Below are 18,104 nucleotides of genomic sequence, written 5' to 3'. Positions count from 1 at the left end.
AGAACCCCAGCGCCACGGAATTGCTCGTTGCCACCGAAAACGGCCGAACCCTCTACTCAGCGCTCGGGTGGGAGACGATCTCTCCATATTCCACGGCCTCGATCGTCAGACCATAACGTCAAGGCCGTTCCCGATTGGGACCCCGGCCGAGATCGCAGAGGGCAGGGGAGAGCAAATCACCTCGCCGCCAGGGTCGTTTCCCGAAACACGTTCTCAATTGCGCTTTCCCGAAACGGGCACGTGGCGATGGGTTATAGGAAAGCGGTCGCGTCGCGGCTGTCCCGACTTCCTGCCGTAGCGTATGTCCGACGTCATGCGACAAGAACCAGCCTCATCCTGCGAGGTAGGCGGCGAGTTCCTCCGGTGTTCCTTGGGGAAATGATTGCCGCAGAAGCTCCAGGAACGCGGACACCCTGGCGTTGAGCAGCCGGCGCGACGGATAGAGCGCCCACAGGCTGATATCCGACCCCGCCACGTTGCCCCACGACGTCATCCGCCCGCTGGCTATGTCGCCGAGCGCGAGCGATAGCGGTAAACGCGCCGCGCCGGCGCCCGCTCGCACCGCGTCGCGGATCATGACCAGCGAGGACAGCCGCAGCACCGGCTCGATCTCGATCGCCACCGGCCCCTCCGGCCCGACTGCGGTCCAGCTCCGTGCGCGATCGGCGCCGCGCACCACCGCCGGCATAACCGCCCCCACGGACCGCGGCATGGCGGGGCCGCCCACCACCACCAGCCGGTCGTGGAGAAAGGGGCGGCCTACCAGCGCCTCGTCAGGCGCAGGGTTCACGCGGATCACCAGATCGTAGCCCTCCTCGATCATGTCGACCGCCCGATCGTCGGTCGTCACCTCCAGCCGCACCTCCGGATGCGCCCGCGCGAACTCGGCCGCGAGCCGTCCCATCGCCGTCTGCGCGAAGAGCAGCGGCGCGCTGATCCGAAGCCGGCCACGCACCTGGCTGCTGCCGGAGGCGATGGCGGTCGCCGTCTCCTCTAGTTCGGTCAGCAGCGCGCCGGCGCGTTCGAACAGCGCCCGTCCTTCCTCGGTCAGCTTGAGGTCGCGTCGGCCGCGCTCGAAGAGCCGCAGGTCCAGTGCCGCTTCCAGCTCCCTCACGCGCCGGGACAAGGTCGCCTTGGGCCGGTGGGCGGCGCGCGATGCTGCACCGAAACCGCCGTGACGGGCGACGAGCGTGAAGTCGGCAAGGGCGAGCAGGTCCATATGGTTCCACCAGTGAGACGCTGCGTTCAGATTGCGCGTCTATTTGCCCGCCCATGGATCGACCATCTTCGCTTCATCAGCAAGACCCAAGCGAAGGAGCGAACACTATGACCATTCTCGTGATCGGAGCCACCGGCCGTGTCGGCCGCCATGTCGTCGACCAGCTCGTGCAGCGCGATGCGGACGTGCGCGTCCTGACCCGCGACCCCGCCAAGGCCGCGTTCCCGGCCGGCGTCGAGGTGGTGCAAGGCGACCTGCTCGACATCGACGCGCTGCGCGCCGCCTTCGCGGGCGTCAGCACGCTGTTCCTGCTCAATGCGGTGACCGGCGACGAGTTTACCCAGGCGATCATCACCCTCAACGTGGCGCGTGAAGCCGGCGTGGAGCGGGTCGTCTACCTGTCGGTGTTCCAAGCCGACCTCGCGGTGAACGTTCCCCATTTCGCCGTGAAGCGTGGCGCCGAGCGCATGCTGGAAGCGATGGGCTTCGGCGCCACCATCCTGCGCCCGACCTACTTCATCGACAACGAGGCTATGGTGAAGGACGTGATCCTCCAGCACGGCGTCTATCCCATGCCGATCGGGGGCAGGGGGCTTGCCATGGTCGATGCGCGCGACATCGCCGAGGTCGCCGCCATCGAGTTGGTCCGCCGCCACGACGCGCCGGCCAAGCTCCCGATCGAGACGATCAACCTGGTCGGCCCCGATACGCTGACCGGCGCTGACGTGGCAGCGATCTGGTCCGACGTGCTGGGGCGCCCGGTCGTCTATGGCGGCGACGATCCCAGCGGCTTCGAGGCCAACATGGCGACGTTCATGCCACGCTGGACGGCATACGAGATGCGGCTGATGGCCGAACGCTATGTCAGCGACGGCATGATCCCCGAGGACGGCGACCGCGAACGGCTGGTCGGCATCCTGGGCCGCCCGCTGCACAGCTATAGCGAAACGGCCCGCACGCTCGCCGCGGCCTGAACGCCACCCAGACATTCACCAATGAGGCAGGCGCCGATGGACACCCCGTCGGCGCCCATGTTGTCGCACAGTTCCTAAGTTTCGCAACGCCGGTGCAGGCGGGTTCGACTGACGGCGTATTTGGCGCGAATGTCCGACGTGAAAGTAGGCGGTTTCGATGCACATCTGCGGCACGCGAGACCCGGCTACACTGATGCAAGTACTCGGCCCTAAGCCGAGACGCAGCCGGCCGCGGGAGATGAACGGATGGCGGCTTTCGGAAAGCGGAAAACGGCCCTGAGTGACCGACTATGGGTCACGGCCGCCGACCCCGAACGCCACCTTTCGAGGATGCCGCATATTCCCGTAACTCCGTCTTAGTGGTGCGGTTTCGGGACATAGCAATCGGAAACGGGTTTTGGGAAAGCGGCCCCTTATCATGGGACAGGGCGGTCTACGCCAGCCGCCTTCCCGCCACACCTTCCCTTGCGGGACGGGTCAGCGTCCACCGGCATCTCCTAAACAGCCAGGACCCTATGATGCACACGGCGTGGATGGCAGGACACCCACGGTGTGACTCAGGTTGTGAGGTAATCACAAAGTGGCCGGGTAAGTTTTCACAGCTGATCGCTTCCGCACCGCCACTCCAGCGAGTAATGGAACAAGGCAGAGCAGGCCTGCCAGCATCCAGAACGCGACTTGTAGCCCAGTCTGCTTCGCGACGAACCCGATCGCTGCTGGTCCTGCCAATATGCCAGCATAGCCGATGGTCGTGACCGCCGCTACGGCAAGCCCGGCCGGCATGACAGTCTGCGCACCTGCCTGGCGGAACAGCACCGGCACCGTGTTCGATGCACCGAGCCCGATCAGCAACAAGCCCAGCATAGCAATCATGGCCACGGGTGTGGTTAGCAGTACCCCGAAGCCGACGATCGCCAGCAGGCCGCCCCAGAACATCGTTTGTCGATCGCCAAGCCGGGCGACCACCCGATCACCGGTGAGTCGCCCCACGGTCATGGCGACGGCGAACACGCTGTAGCCGATGCCGGCACGGGCGGGCGTGAGCAGACCCTTGTCGGTGAGAAGAAGCGCGCCCCAATTCAGGATCGCGCCTTCCGACAGGAAGGTGCTCGCTGCCAGCAGGGCAAGAAGGATGACGGTGCCGCGCGGTAAAACGAGGAGAGGTGTCTCATCCGCCCGTGATGTCGCGATGAGGCGTGGCGCGGCGAGCGTCAGCGCTCCGACCATCACCGCGGCCGCGAGAAGCGTTCCGGCAAGCGCACTCAGGCCCGCCGACAATATGAACGTCAGCAGCGTTGCTCCAGCGAGGCCGCCAACGCTGAAGAGACCGTGGAAGCCCGACATCATCGGCCGTCCCGCATGCCGCTCGACCTCGACCGCGTGGACATTCATGCCGACCTCGATCGTGCCCATAAAGCCACCAAAAGCGAGCAGCACCAAAGCCATCGTGGCGGTCGTCGATGCGACGGTGAGCAGTGGCAGCAGCAACGTCAGGCCGCCCCCGCCGATCAACACCACGGGCTTCGCTCCCAGCCGGGAGGTCAGCGGCCCGGACAATTGCATGGCAGCCACCGACCCCAGCCCCAGACACAGGAGCAAGAGGCCGAGCGTGCCTTCGTCAATGCCAAGGCGAGCCTTGGCGAGCGGGACGAGCGGCGCCCAACAGGCTAGCCCGAACCCGCTTACGAGGAAGGCAATGCGCGTGGCGAGCCGGGCACCAGCGTGGTCGCCGCGCACCAGACCTACGTCGTTCTTGGCTGTCATCATCAGGGCTTGCGCACTTCAAAGGTTGTGGTCAGCGCCGCCGTGGAGTCGCCGCCCGCGTAGAGGTCGAAGGTCGTCTCATCCTGCACGTAGCTCTTGGTCGAAGACGCCCAGTAGGTGAGGTCCTTGGGCGTGAGTGTGAAGCGCACGGTGCGCGTCTCACCCGGCGCCAGCGTCACTCGCTCGAACCCTTTCAACTCGCGCACCGGCCGTGCGGCGGTGCCATAGCGCTGGTGAATGTAAAGCTGCGCCACCTCGTCGGCCTTCACCGTGCCGGTGTTCCTCACCTCGACACTGACAGGCACTCCCTCGCCAGGAGCGACGCTCGCCTTGCCAACCCGCAGGTTCGAGAAGGCGAAGCTGGAGTAGGACAGACCGTAGCCGAACGGGTAGGTCGGCGCGCTCGGCTCATTCCAGTAGCGTTCGCCGAAACTCTTTGGTTGGTGCGTGGTCAGGTGAGAGTAGATGGTCGGGATCTGACCGATGTTGCGGACCCAGGTGTAGGGCAGCTTGCCGCCAGGCGACACCTCGCCGAACAAAAGGTTGGCAGTCGCCGCACCGCCCTGACTGCCCGGATACCAGATGTCCATGATCGCCTGCGGCTTGGCGCCCTTGAGGTCCAGGGGAAGTGAATCCTGCATGGCGCTCGCAACGCTGCGCGACGATCGGATCGCGTCGTTCGAGGTGATGGGCCGGCTGGACTGACGCCGCCGGCCGACCTGGGTCACAGCAGCGGCGACAAATAGCCGTACGCGCGCTTGGCCGTCGCCATCGGGTCCTTGGGCACGTCGTATTCGACATAGAAATGCTCGACGCCGGCCTTTTCCGCGGCCGGGATGATCCGCTTGAACGGCACGATGCCGGTGCCCGGATCGCGCACGTTTCCATCGGCACCGACATCCTTCATGTGCACCATGCGGAAGCGGCCGGGATAGCGGCGAAAATAGCCGACCGGATCGACCTTGGCGGCGGTCGCCCATGCCAGGTCCATCTCGAACTTCAGCCGGTCGGGGTTCGTGCCCTTCAGGATCAGGTCATAGGGTACGTCGGTCCCGACCTTGGTGAATTCCTGACTGTGATTGTGGTAGGCGAGGGTGAAGCCCTCGCGATGCGCGGTGTCGGCGGCGCGGTTCAGCGCCTTCACAAGCGCGTCGATCTTTGCTCGCGTTTCCAGCTGGGATGGCCAGCTGATCTGCCAGACGATGTATGTCTGGCCCAGCGCCTTTGCCTGCTGTGCGCACGCCTCGATCAAACCCTCGACCCGGTCAAAGGAGAAGGCGGCGATGAATTCCCGCTCGAACGTTGCCATGTCGATCCGCTTGGCGACGCCGGCATCGAACACCTCGTACAGGCCGGGGGGCATGATGTGCTGTGACGGCGACACCAGCCCATGTCGGTCGAATATCTCGCGCAGCCTGACCGGATCGCCGCCAAAGCTGCCCAACGTCTCGACCTCGCGATAGCCCATCGCCGCCACTTGCGCGATCGTGCCTTCCAGATCCCTGTCGAGCAGCTGCATCAGCGTATAGAGCTGGATGCCGAGACGCGGTCGCCGGCGCGGAGCCGCGAGCAATCCGGTGGGAGCAAGCGCGAAAGCTGCGGCACCGCCGATCAGCGTGCGACGATCAACGGGCATCGACATGTTCATCTCCGTCCTTCTCGACCGGCGGCAATACTGTCGCGTAGGCCGGCCGGCGGCAGGATCGCAGCGGACAAAAGGAACCGCAACGCACCTACGGCGCAGAGTTCATTGCACCTCCTGCAACACCTCAAGGCGCGATCGCCCTTGCGATTGGATAGAGCAGATAATCGTCGTCCTGATAAGGCGACCGCAGGTAGAACCATTTGAGCCGCGCGACCGGGTCCGCGGCGAAGGCCGGATCGGCGTCCAGTGCAGCTTCGAACTCGGCCACCAGTTCGGGATCTTCGGCCAGCATGGCATCAGCCATGGGTGCGATGACATAGGCCTCCATATACTCGACCTGGTCCAGGCAGCCTGTGACGAACCCCTGCGCGAACAAGGAGTCGGCGCATGCCGGCTCCAGCATGTGGATCGCCAGATCGCCCATTGGTTGGTCGGTGGGCACATAGGCGCTACCCGCCGCAAATCGCCGCTGTCGCCGTTCGACCCGCGTGCAGTCGGCACCCACACCGACGCGCCGTTCGGACACGCGCGGTGCCAGCACGATGCGATCAAGGCGGATCATCGCGACCTCCGCCGTACGTGCCTCCGCCAACACGTCCATGCGGATGCCTTGGCGCGACAGCCGCTCGATTACCTCAGGTTCGGAGACTGGAACCCAGTAGCCCGCCGGCCGCGCAATGCGCAGGCCTGGCGTTGATCCATGCACTGGTGTGCATACGGGCGGCAGTGGGGTGCCCAGCCAGCGCACCTCTTCGGCACCGGACGCCGGGGAGCGATAGAATTCGGAGGCGATCGGGTGGAACAGTGTTTCCCGCACCGGATCGGCGGCTGCCAGCCAGGTCAGCACCGGCGCGGGTTCCCTGCGTCGGCGATCGACCTCTATCGCGGCGCGTAGGTCTCCGACGTTTGCCGAAGCGACGCGCATCGTGGCCTCCAACAGCGCCAGGGTGCCGAGAACCCGCTGGCGTACTGGCTTGAGCGAGTGGTTCTCGACCAAAACAGACGGCAGGTGCCGGAGATCGCCATAACTGTGCGAGAATCGTGGCGGAAAGGCGGGCAGGGCGAGCCCCAGTTCCGGTCGGCGGTCGTCCATAGCCAGGATGAGCGGACCGGGCAGGTGTCCGACCGCGGTCATGTCGGCCGATACGAACGGGCGATAGCACGCCTCCAGCCAACGATTGATCGCCGGGGAGGCGGTATACGGAGCGTCCTGGAAGCCGAAGGTGATGTCGTACTGGTAATCCAGCCCGTCGGTGACATGGATGTCGACGAACAGGTCGGGATCGATCGTGTTGAACAGCGTCAGCATCGCCCTGATCTCAGGCGATTCCGCTTTCACGAAGTCACGGTTAAGGTTCAGCCCCTGCGCCGATGCGCGCCATCCCTGCTCACGCGGACCGCGTTGATTGGGGCGGCTGAAGAGTGATCGACGTTCGTGGCCATCAGGATTGACTACCGGCACGAAGTACAGGTCGCATTCGTTCAACAATGCTTCCCGATCGCCTGCGGCGATGTCGCGCAGCAGCATCAGCCCGGCGTCCTTGCCGTCGATCTCTCCCGGATGAATGCCGCACTGAACCAGCACGCGGGCGCGGCTCTTTGAACGCTTTTCAGCATCCGCCATGTCGTGATCGCTGCTGGCAATAACCAACGTCAGTGGCCGACCTTCTACCGTTCGGCCATAGGTGCGCGCGCGGATCAGCGGCGACGCGTCCGCCAGGGCATAGATGAAGGCCAGCGTTTCTTCATAATCGGGCGTCGTGTCGAAATCATCGCGCTCGGCCGGGGTGCACCAATTACCGCCCGGAGAAGCGATGCGGTCCTCTGTTTCTCCATGCCATTCGGGAACGGGCGGAAGCGGTGCCCGTCGATCTCGCGGCCAGGGTCGGGTCATCGTCAATCCTCCGCGTTCTGGGCAGACGATGGTCTAACCGACCAAGCTTGCTCGGCGTGAGCGAGAGTGTTGCGTAGGATAGTACGTTGCATCAGGGTAGGGCAGCGGCGAATTCGTTTGCGTCTCGTGGAACAGAGAAATAGCTTCCCTCGCTACGAGGACACGACATTTGGAAACGGCACTTACCTATTTCTACGAGGCGGCGAACTTGGGTTCGATGCGGCTCGCCAGCGAGCGGATCGGCGTAGCGGTATCCTCCATCAGCCGCCAGATCGCCCAGCTGGAACGCGAGTTGGGCATCGCGCTTATTGAGCGCGGTCGGCGGTCCATCCAGCTTACAGAAGCTGGCCGAGTGACGATCGAATATTATCGCGAGCAACTCGCCGACCGCGAGGCTTTGGTAAACCGATTGCGCGATCTACGCGAATTGAAGACTGGGACGGTAGATCTGGCGGTCGGCGAGGGGTTTCTGGGACGCTCCTTCAGTAATTTGCTGGACAAGTTTTACTGTCGCAATCCCGGCATCGTCGTTCGGGTGCACAGCGGCACCACCAGCGAAGTCGTGCGCATGGTGCTGCACGACGAGGCGCATATCGGCATGATCTTCGGCGCGTCGAACGAGCCTAAGATCCGTTCCCGCACCTCGGCTGAGCAGCCGTTGGCGGTGCTATGCGGACGCGACCACCCGGCAGCGTCCATGCCCTCGATGACGATCGCCGATCTCACGCGATATGCATTGTGTTTGCCCCCGAGTGAGTTCCGCATCCGTCAGATGTTGAATGGAGCAGAGCGGCGCGCGCAGACATATCTTGCGCCGGTGATCGTCACCTCTTCGCTGCAACTGATGCGCGATCTGGTGCGCGGTGGTCATATGATCACTGTTCTCCCTCGAATGGCGGCCGTCGCCGAACTGGAGGAGGGCACGATTGTAAGCAGGCCTTTGTTAGAGCCGGAGCTGGAACATGCGACCGTCAGCTTGATCCACCGCCTCGGCCGCCAACTCGATGGAGCACCTTCCAGACTGCTTGGTCAGATCGAGGCAATGCTGCGATCGTGGACTAATCCGGCTCAGTAAGGAGCGCCGGCGACGACTGTCTATATGAGCGGACTTATTCAAACAAGGCCGCATTCTAAGCTTTGTACTCTCAAGCTGTGGTGACGCTCCATTGGAATATATCGAATTACCGTAGCAGGTGTGGCAGTATACTGATAGCGTATGGCGCTGAGCCGCCAGCTAAGGGGCGCCGACAAGTCTGTTTTCGCCGGTTCAATTTGTCGGGCTGCCGGCGTTCGGCGAAGACGCGGCGGTCGATCCGCTTCTGGACGCCGCCTGCGGCCGCCTGTTGGGCCATGATCGGTATCGGTGCGACAACGACATGGTGTGCGGATGGGCGGGGTCGCTGGCATGCGCGGACGGCATCAACCTCGTCGCGGGCACCGGGTCGATCGGCTATGGCGAGCGACAGGGGCGCAAGGCGCGCGTCGGCGGATGGGGAGAGATCTTCAGCGACGAAGGCTCGGCTTACTGGACCGCCCTTCAAGGCCTGAACGCGTTCACCCGGATGAGCGATGGCCGGATGCCGGTCGGCGCGTTGCGACGGATCTTCGTCGAGGCGATGGGCCTTGAGAGCGATCTGGCGATCTGCGCGCGTGTCATGGGCAACGCAGGCATGACGCGCGATGAGGTCGCCGCGCTCGCCCCGCTGGTGAGTCGGGCGGCACAAGAGGGGGACGGGCAGGCGGTCGCCATCCTGGATCGAGCTGGCTGGGAACTGGCACAGATCGCCCGGGCGCTGCGCCAGCAGCTGCGGTTCGACGATCAGGAGCGCGTGCTTCTTTCCTGGTCGGGCGGTGTGTTGATCAAGCAGGACGCCGTGCGAGCGGCACTGCTGCATCATCTTGCGCAACAGGCGCCTTATGAGCTGATCGCACCGCGCCACGAACCCGGCACAGGCGCGGCGCTCTACGCGATCTTGCTGGCATCTCGCTGACCGCGTGGCGGTCATACCGACCTAAACGGATGATCGCCATTGGCCAACGCAGCCCGCGGTGTCGATGCGGTACCTCGTGTCCGTGACTTTCGGCTCAGTCGTCGAGATACTGGCTACAGTCGGGCAGCGGCGCGTCCGGCAAATAGCGCATCTCCACCGGATCGAAGTGGAACGCCCGCGTGTAGGTGCAGGCCCGATCCGGGTCCCACACGAGATCGGCTTTGCGAAGCGGCGGCCGGGCCAGCGAGTCCTTGTCGCGCGAGACGCCGCGCGGATATGACGACGCCTCAGCCTTGAAGCGTATGACCGGCATTTCGCCGCTTGGACGGCCAAAGGACAGAAAGCCGAACATGGAATAGGTGTCGTGGCAGGCGCCGGCGCGCTTTACGATGTCGGTTTCGGCAAAGCAGGCGCGGATCATCAGGCCGCTTACGGCCGGCAGGCTCAGCACGCGTGTCGCAGTCCCTTGTCCGCCCTGCTCCACCAGGATCACGTGCTGCGTGATGATCCGGCCGCCACCGCCAGAATACATCACCTGCCGCGTCGATCGGGCAATCACCAGCGCAGACCCACCCTCCAGGGGCAGAACCGCAGGCACCACCTCGAATGTTTCATCACCTTCGGGCGGGGTCCAGCGCCCGACCTGCTTGCCGTCATGCGTAAGGACCAGCGGTGACAGGGCCGCCTGGGCCATGGATACACACCATCGCCCACCCACAGCGCCGTCCATGGCCGAGCAGCGCATCTCTCCACCGGGCCCGGACTGCGCGGTAAGCGAGATGGTCCCTTCGGGCACACCGCTTGCGCCCTGCGTGGCGCCGACGGCCATCGCCAGCAACACGACCGACATCATTGGCAATCGACCCTCCTTGGCGTTTCTCCGTAGCCGAGGCTCAGCCCGCTTCATCAGATTGAGTTGCTTTTAGCGCGGCGGGACGATGAACTCGATATCCGTGTTTTGGTTGATGTCGAACGCGATGCGGCTGCAATCTCCCGCATGGTAGTTGGAGGCCGCAACTTTCTCCGAAACGGACCGAGCCATGCGGCCAACCGCATGACAACGCGGACAAGTTCTTAAACGAAGCGTCGGTAGATCGTTCCCATGGAAGATTGTCACGACGTTGCCGATCAGTTGCATACCGACGCGCGCGACCAGGCCCACCTCGCCACGATCGCCGCCGCCCCGCCCGTGGCGGCGATGCATATCGATCTTGCCATGTTTATCGAGGAGCAGGCGAAGGCGGTGGAGGAATCGTGCGAGGACGCGTGAACGGCGAACATTCCATGGCTCTGGTGAAAGCTTGACGTGACCGCTCCTGGCGCGGCGCTTACGCGCGTTCGCCAGCCGGATCGCTGCGTCCGGGCTGCCCGTCCTCGCCGCGTCCTGCGAAGCGCATGAGGGCGGCGGTGCTGCCGGGAAAGCGCACTTCGATGTCGTACCAGTTTCCGCTGGCGCGGAGGTCCCATCCGACGCCAACCGTCGAGCCCGGGGGCACGACGTGTTCGCGAACGTCGCCGGCATAACGCAACGGCGTGAATCGTAGCGTCTTGCCCGATGACCCGGGATTGGAGGCCCTCAACGCGAAGCGCTTCGCACGCGGGTCGAAGCCTCCTTCAAGCCGCAGGCCGGAGAGGCGCAGGGCTTCCACCGATACTTCGTGCAGGTAGCCGTTGGGGCCCTGTAGCCGGAGGATGCGCTGTACCCCCGGTCGTAACGGCAGCGCGTCCTCCAGCTTCCCGTTCGCGCCGACAGTGTAAAAGCGTCGCGGTTCGTCCGTCGCGCTGGACTGGAGCGACAGCGTCGCACCGGCAAGGCCATGATTGTCGATCCGCACCATCAAGCGATCGCCCGCAGGATCGACGATGAAGTCGGACCGCAGCCCATAGGGCAGGGGTCTGGCGGGGCGTGAGCCCGGCTCCTGGCGGGCGACGCTGCCGTGCGCGGGAGGCGCCGGCCGCCGCGCCGCACGCCCGGCCTTCGCCGCATCGGGATAGCCGCTGGTGTCGGGCCAGGCCGGAAGGACGCGGTTCGGTGCGGCGAAGTCCAGTGTCCCGGTCAGGTCGCCCATGACGGCGCGGCGCCACGGCGTGATGTTCGGTTCCATCACGTCGAAGCGGCGCTCAAGGAACCGGATGATGGAGGTATGGTCGAACTGCTCGGAACTGACCCAGCCGCCCTTGCTCCACGGCGACACCACCATCATCGGGACGCGCGGTCCTGCGCCGAACGGATCGGTCCCGACCGTCTCGCCGACCAGATCCACCGTTGATCGTCCAAGCGCCGCGGTGATCGGCGGCACCGGCGGCGGCACATGATCGAAGAAGCCGTCATTCTCGTCGTACGTCACGAACAGGACCGTCTTCGCCCAGACGTCCGGGTCGGCCGTCAGCGCCTCGAGAAGGCGCGACGTGAAGTACTGGCCGTACTCCATGCCCTGTGCCTCGGGATGCTCGCACACCTTGAAGGGGGCGACGACCCACGACACCTGCGGCAGCGTTCCCCGCTCCACGTCCCGGCGGATCGCGGCGACGATGTGCTCGCCCTCTGACGCGGCGGCGTTGGACGCATCGGAGCCGGCAAGGATCGAGCGCCCGCGGCGATACAGCGGGTCGGAGGGGTCCAGTCCGCGAAAGGCGGAAAAATAGGCGAGCGCGTTGTCGCCGTAATTGTCGTGTTCCTGGTACACGCGCCAGTCCACGCCGGCGCGCTGCAAGCGCTCCGCATAGGTGGTCCAGGGATAGCCGGCGAAGGCTCGATCGTCGCGCGCCGCGTCGCCGGTCCAGTTGCCGTCGTCCACGTTCGACCCGACCTGTCGGCCGTTCTGCCCGACCGACAATCCGCTGGTGCCGGTGAACATGAACATGCGGTTCGGATTGGTCGAGCCGAACACCGAGCAGTGATAGGCGTCGCAGATCGTGAAGGCGTCGGCGAGCGCATAGTAGAAGGGCAGGTCGCGCCGGTCGTGATAGCCCATGGTGAGCGCGGTCTTGCGCTCGATCCAGGCGTCATAGTCCCGCCATGTCTCGTGCGGTCCACGCCAGCCGTGATCCAGGCTCGTCATCGCATTGTTGTGGCGGCCGTCGGCGTTGAGCCGGAACGGCGTCACCGTCATGTCGGCGCCGCGTGTGACCGGCTGCTCCCAGACAGGCCGACCGCCCGGCAGCAACAGGGGCCGCGGGTCGTCGAAGCCACGGACGCCCCGCAACGCGCCGAAATAATGATCGAAGGAGCGGTTCTCCTGCATCAGCACGACGACGTGCTCGACATCGGCGATGGTGCCGGTGCGTCTGCGTGCGGGCAGCGCAAGCGCGCGGGCGATCGGCGTACCCACGGCACCGGATGCCGCCGCCGCCAGGGCGGCCCTCAGGAATGTACGCCGATCGCTCGTCAAATTCGATCGCCCTCAGAACCGCTTGCGCGCCGTGATGAAGAACTGCCGCGGCGCGCCCACCATGCCGCCCTGGTAATTACCAGCCACGTCGCTGTTGGTCGAACCGAAGGTGGCGAAATAGTTCTTGTCGAACAGGTTGGTGACGTTGCCCTGCACTTCCAGGCCGGCAAGCGGTCCGTCACCGGCGAAGCGCACGCCGAGCGACAGGCTCGCGACGATTCGTCCGTCGATCGAGGCGTCGTTCAGGAAGGTGTAGTAGCGGCGGCTCTGATAGCCGGCCCCGACCCGCCCGAACACGGTCCCGTCGTCATACGCGACCTCTGCGTTCGCGATGTGGCGGGGCACGCCCACGACCTGGCGGTCACGCGTCCTGAGAACGACCTCGCCAGCGCCGTTCACCGTGTCGTCGTCATATTGCGCGTTGGTATAGGAGTATGAACCGAACAGGGACAGGTGGCGCACCAGCCGCCAGGTTCCCGCCGCCTCGATGCCATAGGTGGTGACGCTGCCGACGTTGGAGGTGATGCTCGCGCAGGTTTCGATCACGGAGCACGGGCTGAACCCCGCCAGCCGGTTGCGGAACTTGACGTGATAACCTGCGAGAACGCCCTCGAAGCGGGGCAGGTGCAGGCGCAGGCCGCCCTCGAACGTCCGCGAGCTTTCGGGTTTCAGGTCGCCGCTCGTGGCATCGAAGCTGGCCTGGTCGGTGGAGAAGGGGCCGCTGCCGAAGGCGGAGAAGTTCTCCGCATAGCTGCCGAACAGCTCGAAATCGTGCGTGACCATGTAGTTCACGCCGGCCTGCGGCAGGAACAGGTCGCGCGCCTCGATCTTGCCCTGCGCCTGGGTGATGGTCGTCTGGATCGTCCGCGCCCGCACGTCGACGTCCAGCGCCTTGAACCCGGCGGTGACCTTCAGCGCGTCGGTGACCTGCCAGGTGTCCTGCAGGAAACCCTGGTTGGTCCGGACGTCGTAGCGGAAGTCGTAATAGCTGCCGAACGCGTCGCTCATCCGCGGCCACTGCCGATGGCCCCAGTTGCTGCCGTCGGCCGCGATGCCGTAGCGCAGGCGACGGCTCATCACATCGGCGCGCTCCAGCCAGCCGCCTGCCTCGATGCTGTGCGCGCCCAGTTCCACCGTCACCGCGGCGGTGGCGCCCCAGCGATCCAGGCCATACCCCGAACTGCGCACGAACAGCGGCGCGCCGCCGGGGGTGCCCGAATAGGGATACCACCAGGTGCCCTCACCCCGGTTATGGTGGAAATAGGGCTGCACGCGCACCTGAACCTTGTCGCTCAGCCGGCTTTCCAGGCGCAGATAGCCCAGCACGTCGCTGCGCAGCGTGGTGCCGTCATAATAGGTGTCGTCGACGCAGCGAATGCCCAGCGGGTACGCGTTGCCGCCGCAGTCGCCGGACGGGTTGGCCTGGTACGCAGTGGCGAGCGCCACGGCGGTCGCCCAGTCGTACCGCAGATAATCCCAGTTCCAGCCGTAACGATCAACGATCGACCGGGACACGTCCATGTAATCGTCGGTCGCGAGATCCGAATAGGCGCCGTACACCGTCAGCGTGGTGTCGGGACCGAGCGGGGAGATGAGCTTGGCGTTCGTCTGCCACGAAGAGGTCTTGCCGTTCCCCTTCCACTTGGGCTGGTCCAGGTGCGCGCCGCTGATATAGGCGCGCGTGCCGTCGCCCAGGTCACCCGTGTCCAGCCGCGCGAACAGCCGGTAGGTGTTCTGGCTGCCGTAACCGGCATCGATCTCGCCGCCGAGGGTTTGTGACGGGTCCACCGTGGTGAACTTGATCGTGCCGCCCAGATTGGAGCTGGCGGGCGTGTCGAGGGCGCCCGCACCCTGGGCCAGCTCCGCCCCGGCCACGTTCTCCGAAATGGCGGCCCGGCTGATATGAAGCCCGTTGAAGCTGCCATAGGACATGTTGCCCAGCGGCATGCCGTCGAGCGTGTAGCCGAGTTGCGTCTGCCCGAAGCTGCGCACCGAGATGCTGGTGGAATATTCGTTCACCCCAAGCGGATCGGCGCTCTGGAAGTTCACGCTGGGCAGCTTTTCCAGCGCCTTGATCGGACTGGCCGCAGGCGGCTGCGCATCGAGATCGCTCTTCGTCAGCGTCTGGACCTGACGCGTCTCGCCGCGGCCCAGGACGACGATGTCGCCCTGCGTGTCGTCGGCCGAGGCGTCCGACGCTACCGTGCTTTCTTGCGACTGCGCCAGGGCAGGCAAAGCCGCCGTCAGCAGCGCCATCGCGCAGCATCCAAGCCACAGCTCATGTCGCTTTGTCATATTTGTACGCTCCGCCCCGTTGAGAGCTGGCGCGCTAACCGTCACGTATGACGCTTCGGCGTCGTGACGATGAAAGGAATCTTACGCAGGCAGTGGCCTGGCGAGCCGCCATCAACGCCTAGGCTGCGATACCCTCCTTCTGCTCGATCAGTGCCCGCACGCGTTCGCCATCGGCGGCGGTGGCCGGGTTGTAGACGATCATGCCGAGTTCGGGCCTGCCCTCGACGGCGAAGGATGCGAATTCAAGCTTTACGAGTCCGGCAACGGGGTGCCGGATACGCTTCACGCCTTCGCTATGCGCATCGACGTCGTGGTTCTGCCACAGCGTCGCGAATTCCGCGCTGAGGCGGCTCAGCTCTTCGACAAGCCGCGATGCTTCCGCACTGCCCTGTGCGCCCGCCCGCGCCACATCGGCGCGAAAAGCACCGACGACGAAGCGCGCCACGCTGTCACAATCCTCGTTGCGGCTGCGGCCCTTTCCGCCGGTGAACATCAGGCGCAGGATGTTGCGTCCCTCGCGCGGCAACAGCGAATAGTCGGTCAGCAGTGCCGCGGCGGCTCGGTTCCAGCCGACCACGTCCCACATCGCCGTCTTGATGATCGCCGGGCTGAACGCCATGCCGTCCAGCACGCGCTGCAATCGCGGGGATATGCCGTCGACCGGCCGGTATCGCGCCTCGGGCGGGCGGCCTAGGCCCAGCATGTACAGGTGCTCTCGCTCCGGCTCGGTCAGCATCAGCCCCTTGGCGATGCGGTCGAGCACGTCGGCCGATGGCGCGCCGCCGCGGCCCTGCTCCAGCCAGGTGTACCATGCCGGGCTGATATTGGCGCGGCTCGCCACTTCCTCGCGACGCAGGCCCGGTGTCCGGCGGCGCCCGCCGGCGAGCCCCAACGCCGCCGGATCCAGGCGCGCGCGGCGATCGCGCAGATAGGTGCCGAGCGCGTTGGATGCCTCTATCGCCATGGCTGTCCCTATTGAACCTTATACTAGGATAAGGACACTGCTTTAACAGGGTGCGGTTGCCGCTGATACATGCTTCGACTTGCAGGAGCATCCCATGCGCGTTTTTCTCACCGGCGCGACCGGCTTCATCGGCTCGCACATCATTCTCGAACTTCTCGCTGGTGGCCACCAGGTGCTGGGCCTCACGCGCTCCGACGCCGGAGCCCGGCAGCTTGAGGCGGCGGGCGTCGACGTTCACCGCGGCGACCTGGAACGGCCCGAGACGCTGGCCAGCGGTGCGGCAGCGGCCGACGCGGTGATCCATTGCGCATTCGACCATGATTTCACGGCCTTTGTCGAGAATACCAGAAAGGACGAACGCAACATCGCCGCGATGGGCGAGGCGCTGGCGGGCACACACAAGCCGCTGTTGATCACGTCCGGCGTCGGCATCGGCACGCCCATCGGCGGAGGCCCGGCGACCGAGGACGTGCTCAACCCGCGCCATGCCAATCCACGCATCGCGACCGAACTTGCCGGCGCGGCACTGATCGCGCGGCGCGTCGACGTGCGCACCATCCGGCTGCCGCAGGTGCACGATACCACCAGGGCCGGGCTGATCACGCCGCTGATCGCCGAGGCCCGCCGGGCAGGAGCCGTGGCGTATCTGGCTGAGGGGCGGACGCGCTGGTCAGCGGCGCATGTCAGCGACGTGGCGAAGCTCTACGTCCTGGCGCTGGAGAAAGGCGAACCGGGCGCACGCTACAACGCATCGGTTGAGGAGGGCGTCACCGCCCGCGCCATCGCCGAGGCGATCGGCAGGGGCATCGGGTTGCCGGTCCGCTCGATCGGGAGGGACGAGGTCGAGCACCACTTCGGCTGGATGGCCCCGTTCGCCGGGCTCGACATGAGCGCGTCGAATGCCTGGACGTGCGCGCGTCTGGGATGGGAGCCGAGCGGGCCCGATCTGCTCACCGACCTCGCGGCGATGGATTATTCGGTGCCTGCGGAGGAGTGATCGGCTTTCGCATCTCGTCGGCTAGGCAGGGCGTGAAGGCTGACAGGCTTTCACCAGGATTTGGGCGCAACCTCGGTATGGGGGCTAGCACGATCGGCCTGGTTGTGGCCAAGCTAGGCTCCCCGTTCGATGAGCCTTCACGCGAGCAGCAGCAGAGCGGCGTAGCAACCAACCAGCATGAGACCGAGCGAATGATCTTGCGCAGCGATGAGATACAGGATGTAGACGTGCCCGGCGGCGGCACGATGCGGATGCATCTGTTCCGGCCTGCGATCGACGGCCGCTTTCCGGGCGTGCTCCTGTTTTCCGAGATCTACCAGGTCACGGCACCGATCCGGCGACTGGCCGCCATGATCGCAGGGAACGGCTATGTCGTCGCCGTTCCCGAAGTCTATCACGAGTATGAACCCGCCGGAACGGTCCTGAACTATGACCCCGCGGGCACCGACCGCGGCAACGCGCTCAAGGTCACCAAGCCGGTTGTGGCGTACGATGCGGATGCGCAGGCCGGCTTGACCGCTCTCCTGGAACACCCAGCCTGCAGCGGCAGGCTTGGAACGTTCGGCGTGTGTCTTGGCGGGCATCTCGCTTACCGGGCGGCACTCGATCCGCGCGTGTCCGCCGCCGCCTGCTTCTACCCCACGGACATCCATTCCGGCTCGCTGGGCCAAGGGCGTTGCGACGACAGTCTGGCCCGGATGGCGGAGTTGCAGGCTGAGACCCTGTTCGTCTGGGGCAGGCAGGATCCGCACGTGCCGTATGCCGGGCGTGAGGTGATCCACGCGCGGCTGGAGGAGGTCGGCGCGTCTTATGAATGGCACGAGATGAACGCACAGCATGCGTTCCTGAGGGACGAGGGCCCGCGGTACGATCCCGCGCTGTTCCTGCAAGCGATGGCGTTGACCCTGGCATTCTATCGGCGAACCCTCGGATGACGCGGTGAATGCGTCCATATGGGCGATTGCGGCT

At 65.4% G+C, this 18,104-nt stretch carries 15 protein-coding genes; 6 read left to right on the top strand and 9 right to left on the bottom strand.

Annotation, left to right across the window (positions count from 1 at the left end; all coding sequences use genetic code 11):
• Window positions 1-331 precede the first annotated feature (331 nt).
• Complete coding sequence (locus tag BMX37_RS14270; RefSeq protein WP_093666417.1) at window positions 332-1,219, bottom strand: LysR family transcriptional regulator; 888 nt, start codon at window positions 1,217-1,219, stop codon at window positions 332-334.
• A gap of 107 nt (window positions 1,220-1,326) precedes the next feature.
• Here BMX37_RS14270 and BMX37_RS14265 point away from each other — a divergent pair, with 107 nt between their 5' ends.
• Window positions 1,327-2,193, top strand: a complete 867-nt coding sequence (locus BMX37_RS14265; RefSeq protein ID WP_093666416.1) for an SDR family oxidoreductase — start codon at window positions 1,327-1,329, stop codon at window positions 2,191-2,193.
• A gap of 573 nt (window positions 2,194-2,766) precedes the next feature.
• Here BMX37_RS14265 and BMX37_RS14260 read toward each other — a convergent pair.
• From BMX37_RS14260 to BMX37_RS14245, 4 genes are all read right to left on the bottom strand, one after another.
• Complete coding sequence (locus BMX37_RS14260) at window positions 2,767-3,960, bottom strand: MFS transporter (RefSeq protein ID WP_244501608.1); 1,194 nt, start codon at window positions 3,958-3,960, stop codon at window positions 2,767-2,769.
• A complete protein-coding gene (locus tag BMX37_RS14255; protein ID WP_212611454.1) occupies window positions 3,960-4,685 on the bottom strand; it encodes a fibronectin type III-like domain-contianing protein in 726 nt (241 codons plus the stop codon). The genes BMX37_RS14260 and BMX37_RS14255 overlap by 1 nt, the downstream gene beginning before the upstream one ends.
• Window positions 4,682-5,599 (bottom strand): sugar phosphate isomerase/epimerase family protein, encoded by a 918-nt coding sequence (locus tag BMX37_RS19020; protein ID WP_212611453.1) that lies wholly within the window; start codon window positions 5,597-5,599, stop codon window positions 4,682-4,684. The genes BMX37_RS14255 and BMX37_RS19020 overlap by 4 nt, the downstream gene beginning before the upstream one ends.
• Before the next feature lie 127 nt (window positions 5,600-5,726).
• Window positions 5,727-7,496, bottom strand: coding sequence for a M14 family metallopeptidase (locus BMX37_RS14245; RefSeq protein ID WP_093666413.1), 1,770 nt, complete (start codon window positions 7,494-7,496; stop codon window positions 5,727-5,729).
• Between the two features lie 169 nt (window positions 7,497-7,665).
• On the opposite strand from BMX37_RS14245, the gene BMX37_RS14240 reads away from it, so the two are divergent.
• Together BMX37_RS14240 and BMX37_RS14235 are read left to right on the top strand one after the other, a co-directional pair.
• Window positions 7,666-8,571, top strand: coding sequence for a LysR family transcriptional regulator (locus tag BMX37_RS14240; protein WP_244501607.1), 906 nt, complete (start codon window positions 7,666-7,668; stop codon window positions 8,569-8,571).
• A 268-nt stretch (window positions 8,572-8,839) separates the two neighbouring features.
• Window positions 8,840-9,487, top strand: coding sequence for a BadF/BadG/BcrA/BcrD ATPase family protein (locus tag BMX37_RS14235; RefSeq protein WP_280139258.1), 648 nt, complete (start codon window positions 8,840-8,842; stop codon window positions 9,485-9,487).
• Window positions 9,488-9,581: 94 nt separating this feature from the next.
• On the opposite strand, the gene BMX37_RS14230 is transcribed toward BMX37_RS14235, so the two are convergent.
• Window positions 9,582-10,340, bottom strand: a complete 759-nt coding sequence (locus tag BMX37_RS14230) for a hypothetical protein (RefSeq protein WP_093666411.1) — start codon at window positions 10,338-10,340, stop codon at window positions 9,582-9,584.
• 249 nt (window positions 10,341-10,589) lie between these two features.
• Here BMX37_RS14230 and BMX37_RS18870 point away from each other — a divergent pair, with 249 nt between their 5' ends.
• A complete protein-coding gene (locus BMX37_RS18870) occupies window positions 10,590-10,757 on the top strand; it encodes a hypothetical protein (protein ID WP_170841982.1) in 168 nt (55 codons plus the stop codon).
• Window positions 10,758-10,815: 58 nt separating this feature from the next.
• Here the strand turns inward: BMX37_RS18870 and BMX37_RS14225 are convergent, their stop codons facing one another.
• From BMX37_RS14225 to BMX37_RS14215, 3 genes are all read right to left on the bottom strand, one after another.
• Complete coding sequence (locus tag BMX37_RS14225) at window positions 10,816-12,879, bottom strand: phosphocholine-specific phospholipase C (protein WP_093666410.1); 2,064 nt, start codon at window positions 12,877-12,879, stop codon at window positions 10,816-10,818.
• A gap of 12 nt (window positions 12,880-12,891) precedes the next feature.
• Window positions 12,892-15,135, bottom strand: a complete 2,244-nt coding sequence (locus BMX37_RS14220; protein ID WP_170841981.1) for a TonB-dependent receptor — start codon at window positions 15,133-15,135, stop codon at window positions 12,892-12,894.
• A gap of 157 nt (window positions 15,136-15,292) precedes the next feature.
• Window positions 15,293-16,138 carry a helix-turn-helix transcriptional regulator gene (locus tag BMX37_RS14215; RefSeq protein WP_093666408.1) on the bottom strand — a complete coding sequence of 282 codons (846 nt, stop codon included), beginning with the start codon at window positions 16,136-16,138 and terminating at the stop codon, window positions 15,293-15,295.
• 94 nt (window positions 16,139-16,232) lie between these two features.
• Here BMX37_RS14215 and BMX37_RS14210 point away from each other — a divergent pair, with 94 nt between their 5' ends.
• Entirely contained in the window at window positions 16,233-17,135 is a 903-nt protein-coding gene (locus BMX37_RS14210) for an SDR family oxidoreductase (protein ID WP_093666407.1), read from the top strand.
• A 32-nt stretch (window positions 17,136-17,167) separates the two neighbouring features.
• On the top strand, window positions 17,168-18,070 hold the full coding sequence (locus tag BMX37_RS14205; RefSeq protein ID WP_244501605.1) for a dienelactone hydrolase family protein: 903 nt from the start codon (window positions 17,168-17,170) through the stop codon (window positions 18,068-18,070).
• The last annotated feature ends 34 nt before the right edge of the window (window positions 18,071-18,104 follow it).

It is taken from the genome of Sphingomonas gellani, from assembly GCF_900110035.1.
Taxonomy (GTDB): domain Bacteria; phylum Pseudomonadota; class Alphaproteobacteria; order Sphingomonadales; family Sphingomonadaceae; genus Sphingomonas; species Sphingomonas gellani.
This window is presented reverse-complemented; position numbering and strand designations above follow the sequence as displayed.

Coding starts and splice junctions, on each gene's coding strand:
- BMX37_RS14270 (WP_093666417.1), bottom strand. CDS start 1,219: ATGGACCTGCTCGCCCTTGCCGACTTCACGCTCGTCGCCCGTCACGGC.
- BMX37_RS14265 (WP_093666416.1), top strand. CDS start 1,327: ATGACCATTCTCGTGATCGGAGCCACCGGCCGTGTCGGCCGCCATGTC.
- BMX37_RS14260 (WP_244501608.1), bottom strand. CDS start 3,960: ATGATGACAGCCAAGAACGACGTAGGTCTGGTGCGCGGCGACCACGCT.
- BMX37_RS19020 (WP_212611453.1), bottom strand. CDS start 5,599: ATGTCGATGCCCGTTGATCGTCGCACGCTGATCGGCGGTGCCGCAGCT.
- BMX37_RS14245 (WP_093666413.1), bottom strand. CDS start 7,496: ATGACCCGACCCTGGCCGCGAGATCGACGGGCACCGCTTCCGCCCGTT.
- BMX37_RS14230 (WP_093666411.1), bottom strand. CDS start 10,340: ATGATGTCGGTCGTGTTGCTGGCGATGGCCGTCGGCGCCACGCAGGGC.
- BMX37_RS18870 (WP_170841982.1), top strand. CDS start 10,590: ATGGAAGATTGTCACGACGTTGCCGATCAGTTGCATACCGACGCGCGC.
- BMX37_RS14220 (WP_170841981.1), bottom strand. CDS start 15,135: ATGGCGCTGCTGACGGCGGCTTTGCCTGCCCTGGCGCAGTCGCAAGAA.
- BMX37_RS14215 (WP_093666408.1), bottom strand. CDS start 16,138: ATGGCGATAGAGGCATCCAACGCGCTCGGCACCTATCTGCGCGATCGC.
- BMX37_RS14210 (WP_093666407.1), top strand. CDS start 16,233: ATGCGCGTTTTTCTCACCGGCGCGACCGGCTTCATCGGCTCGCACATC.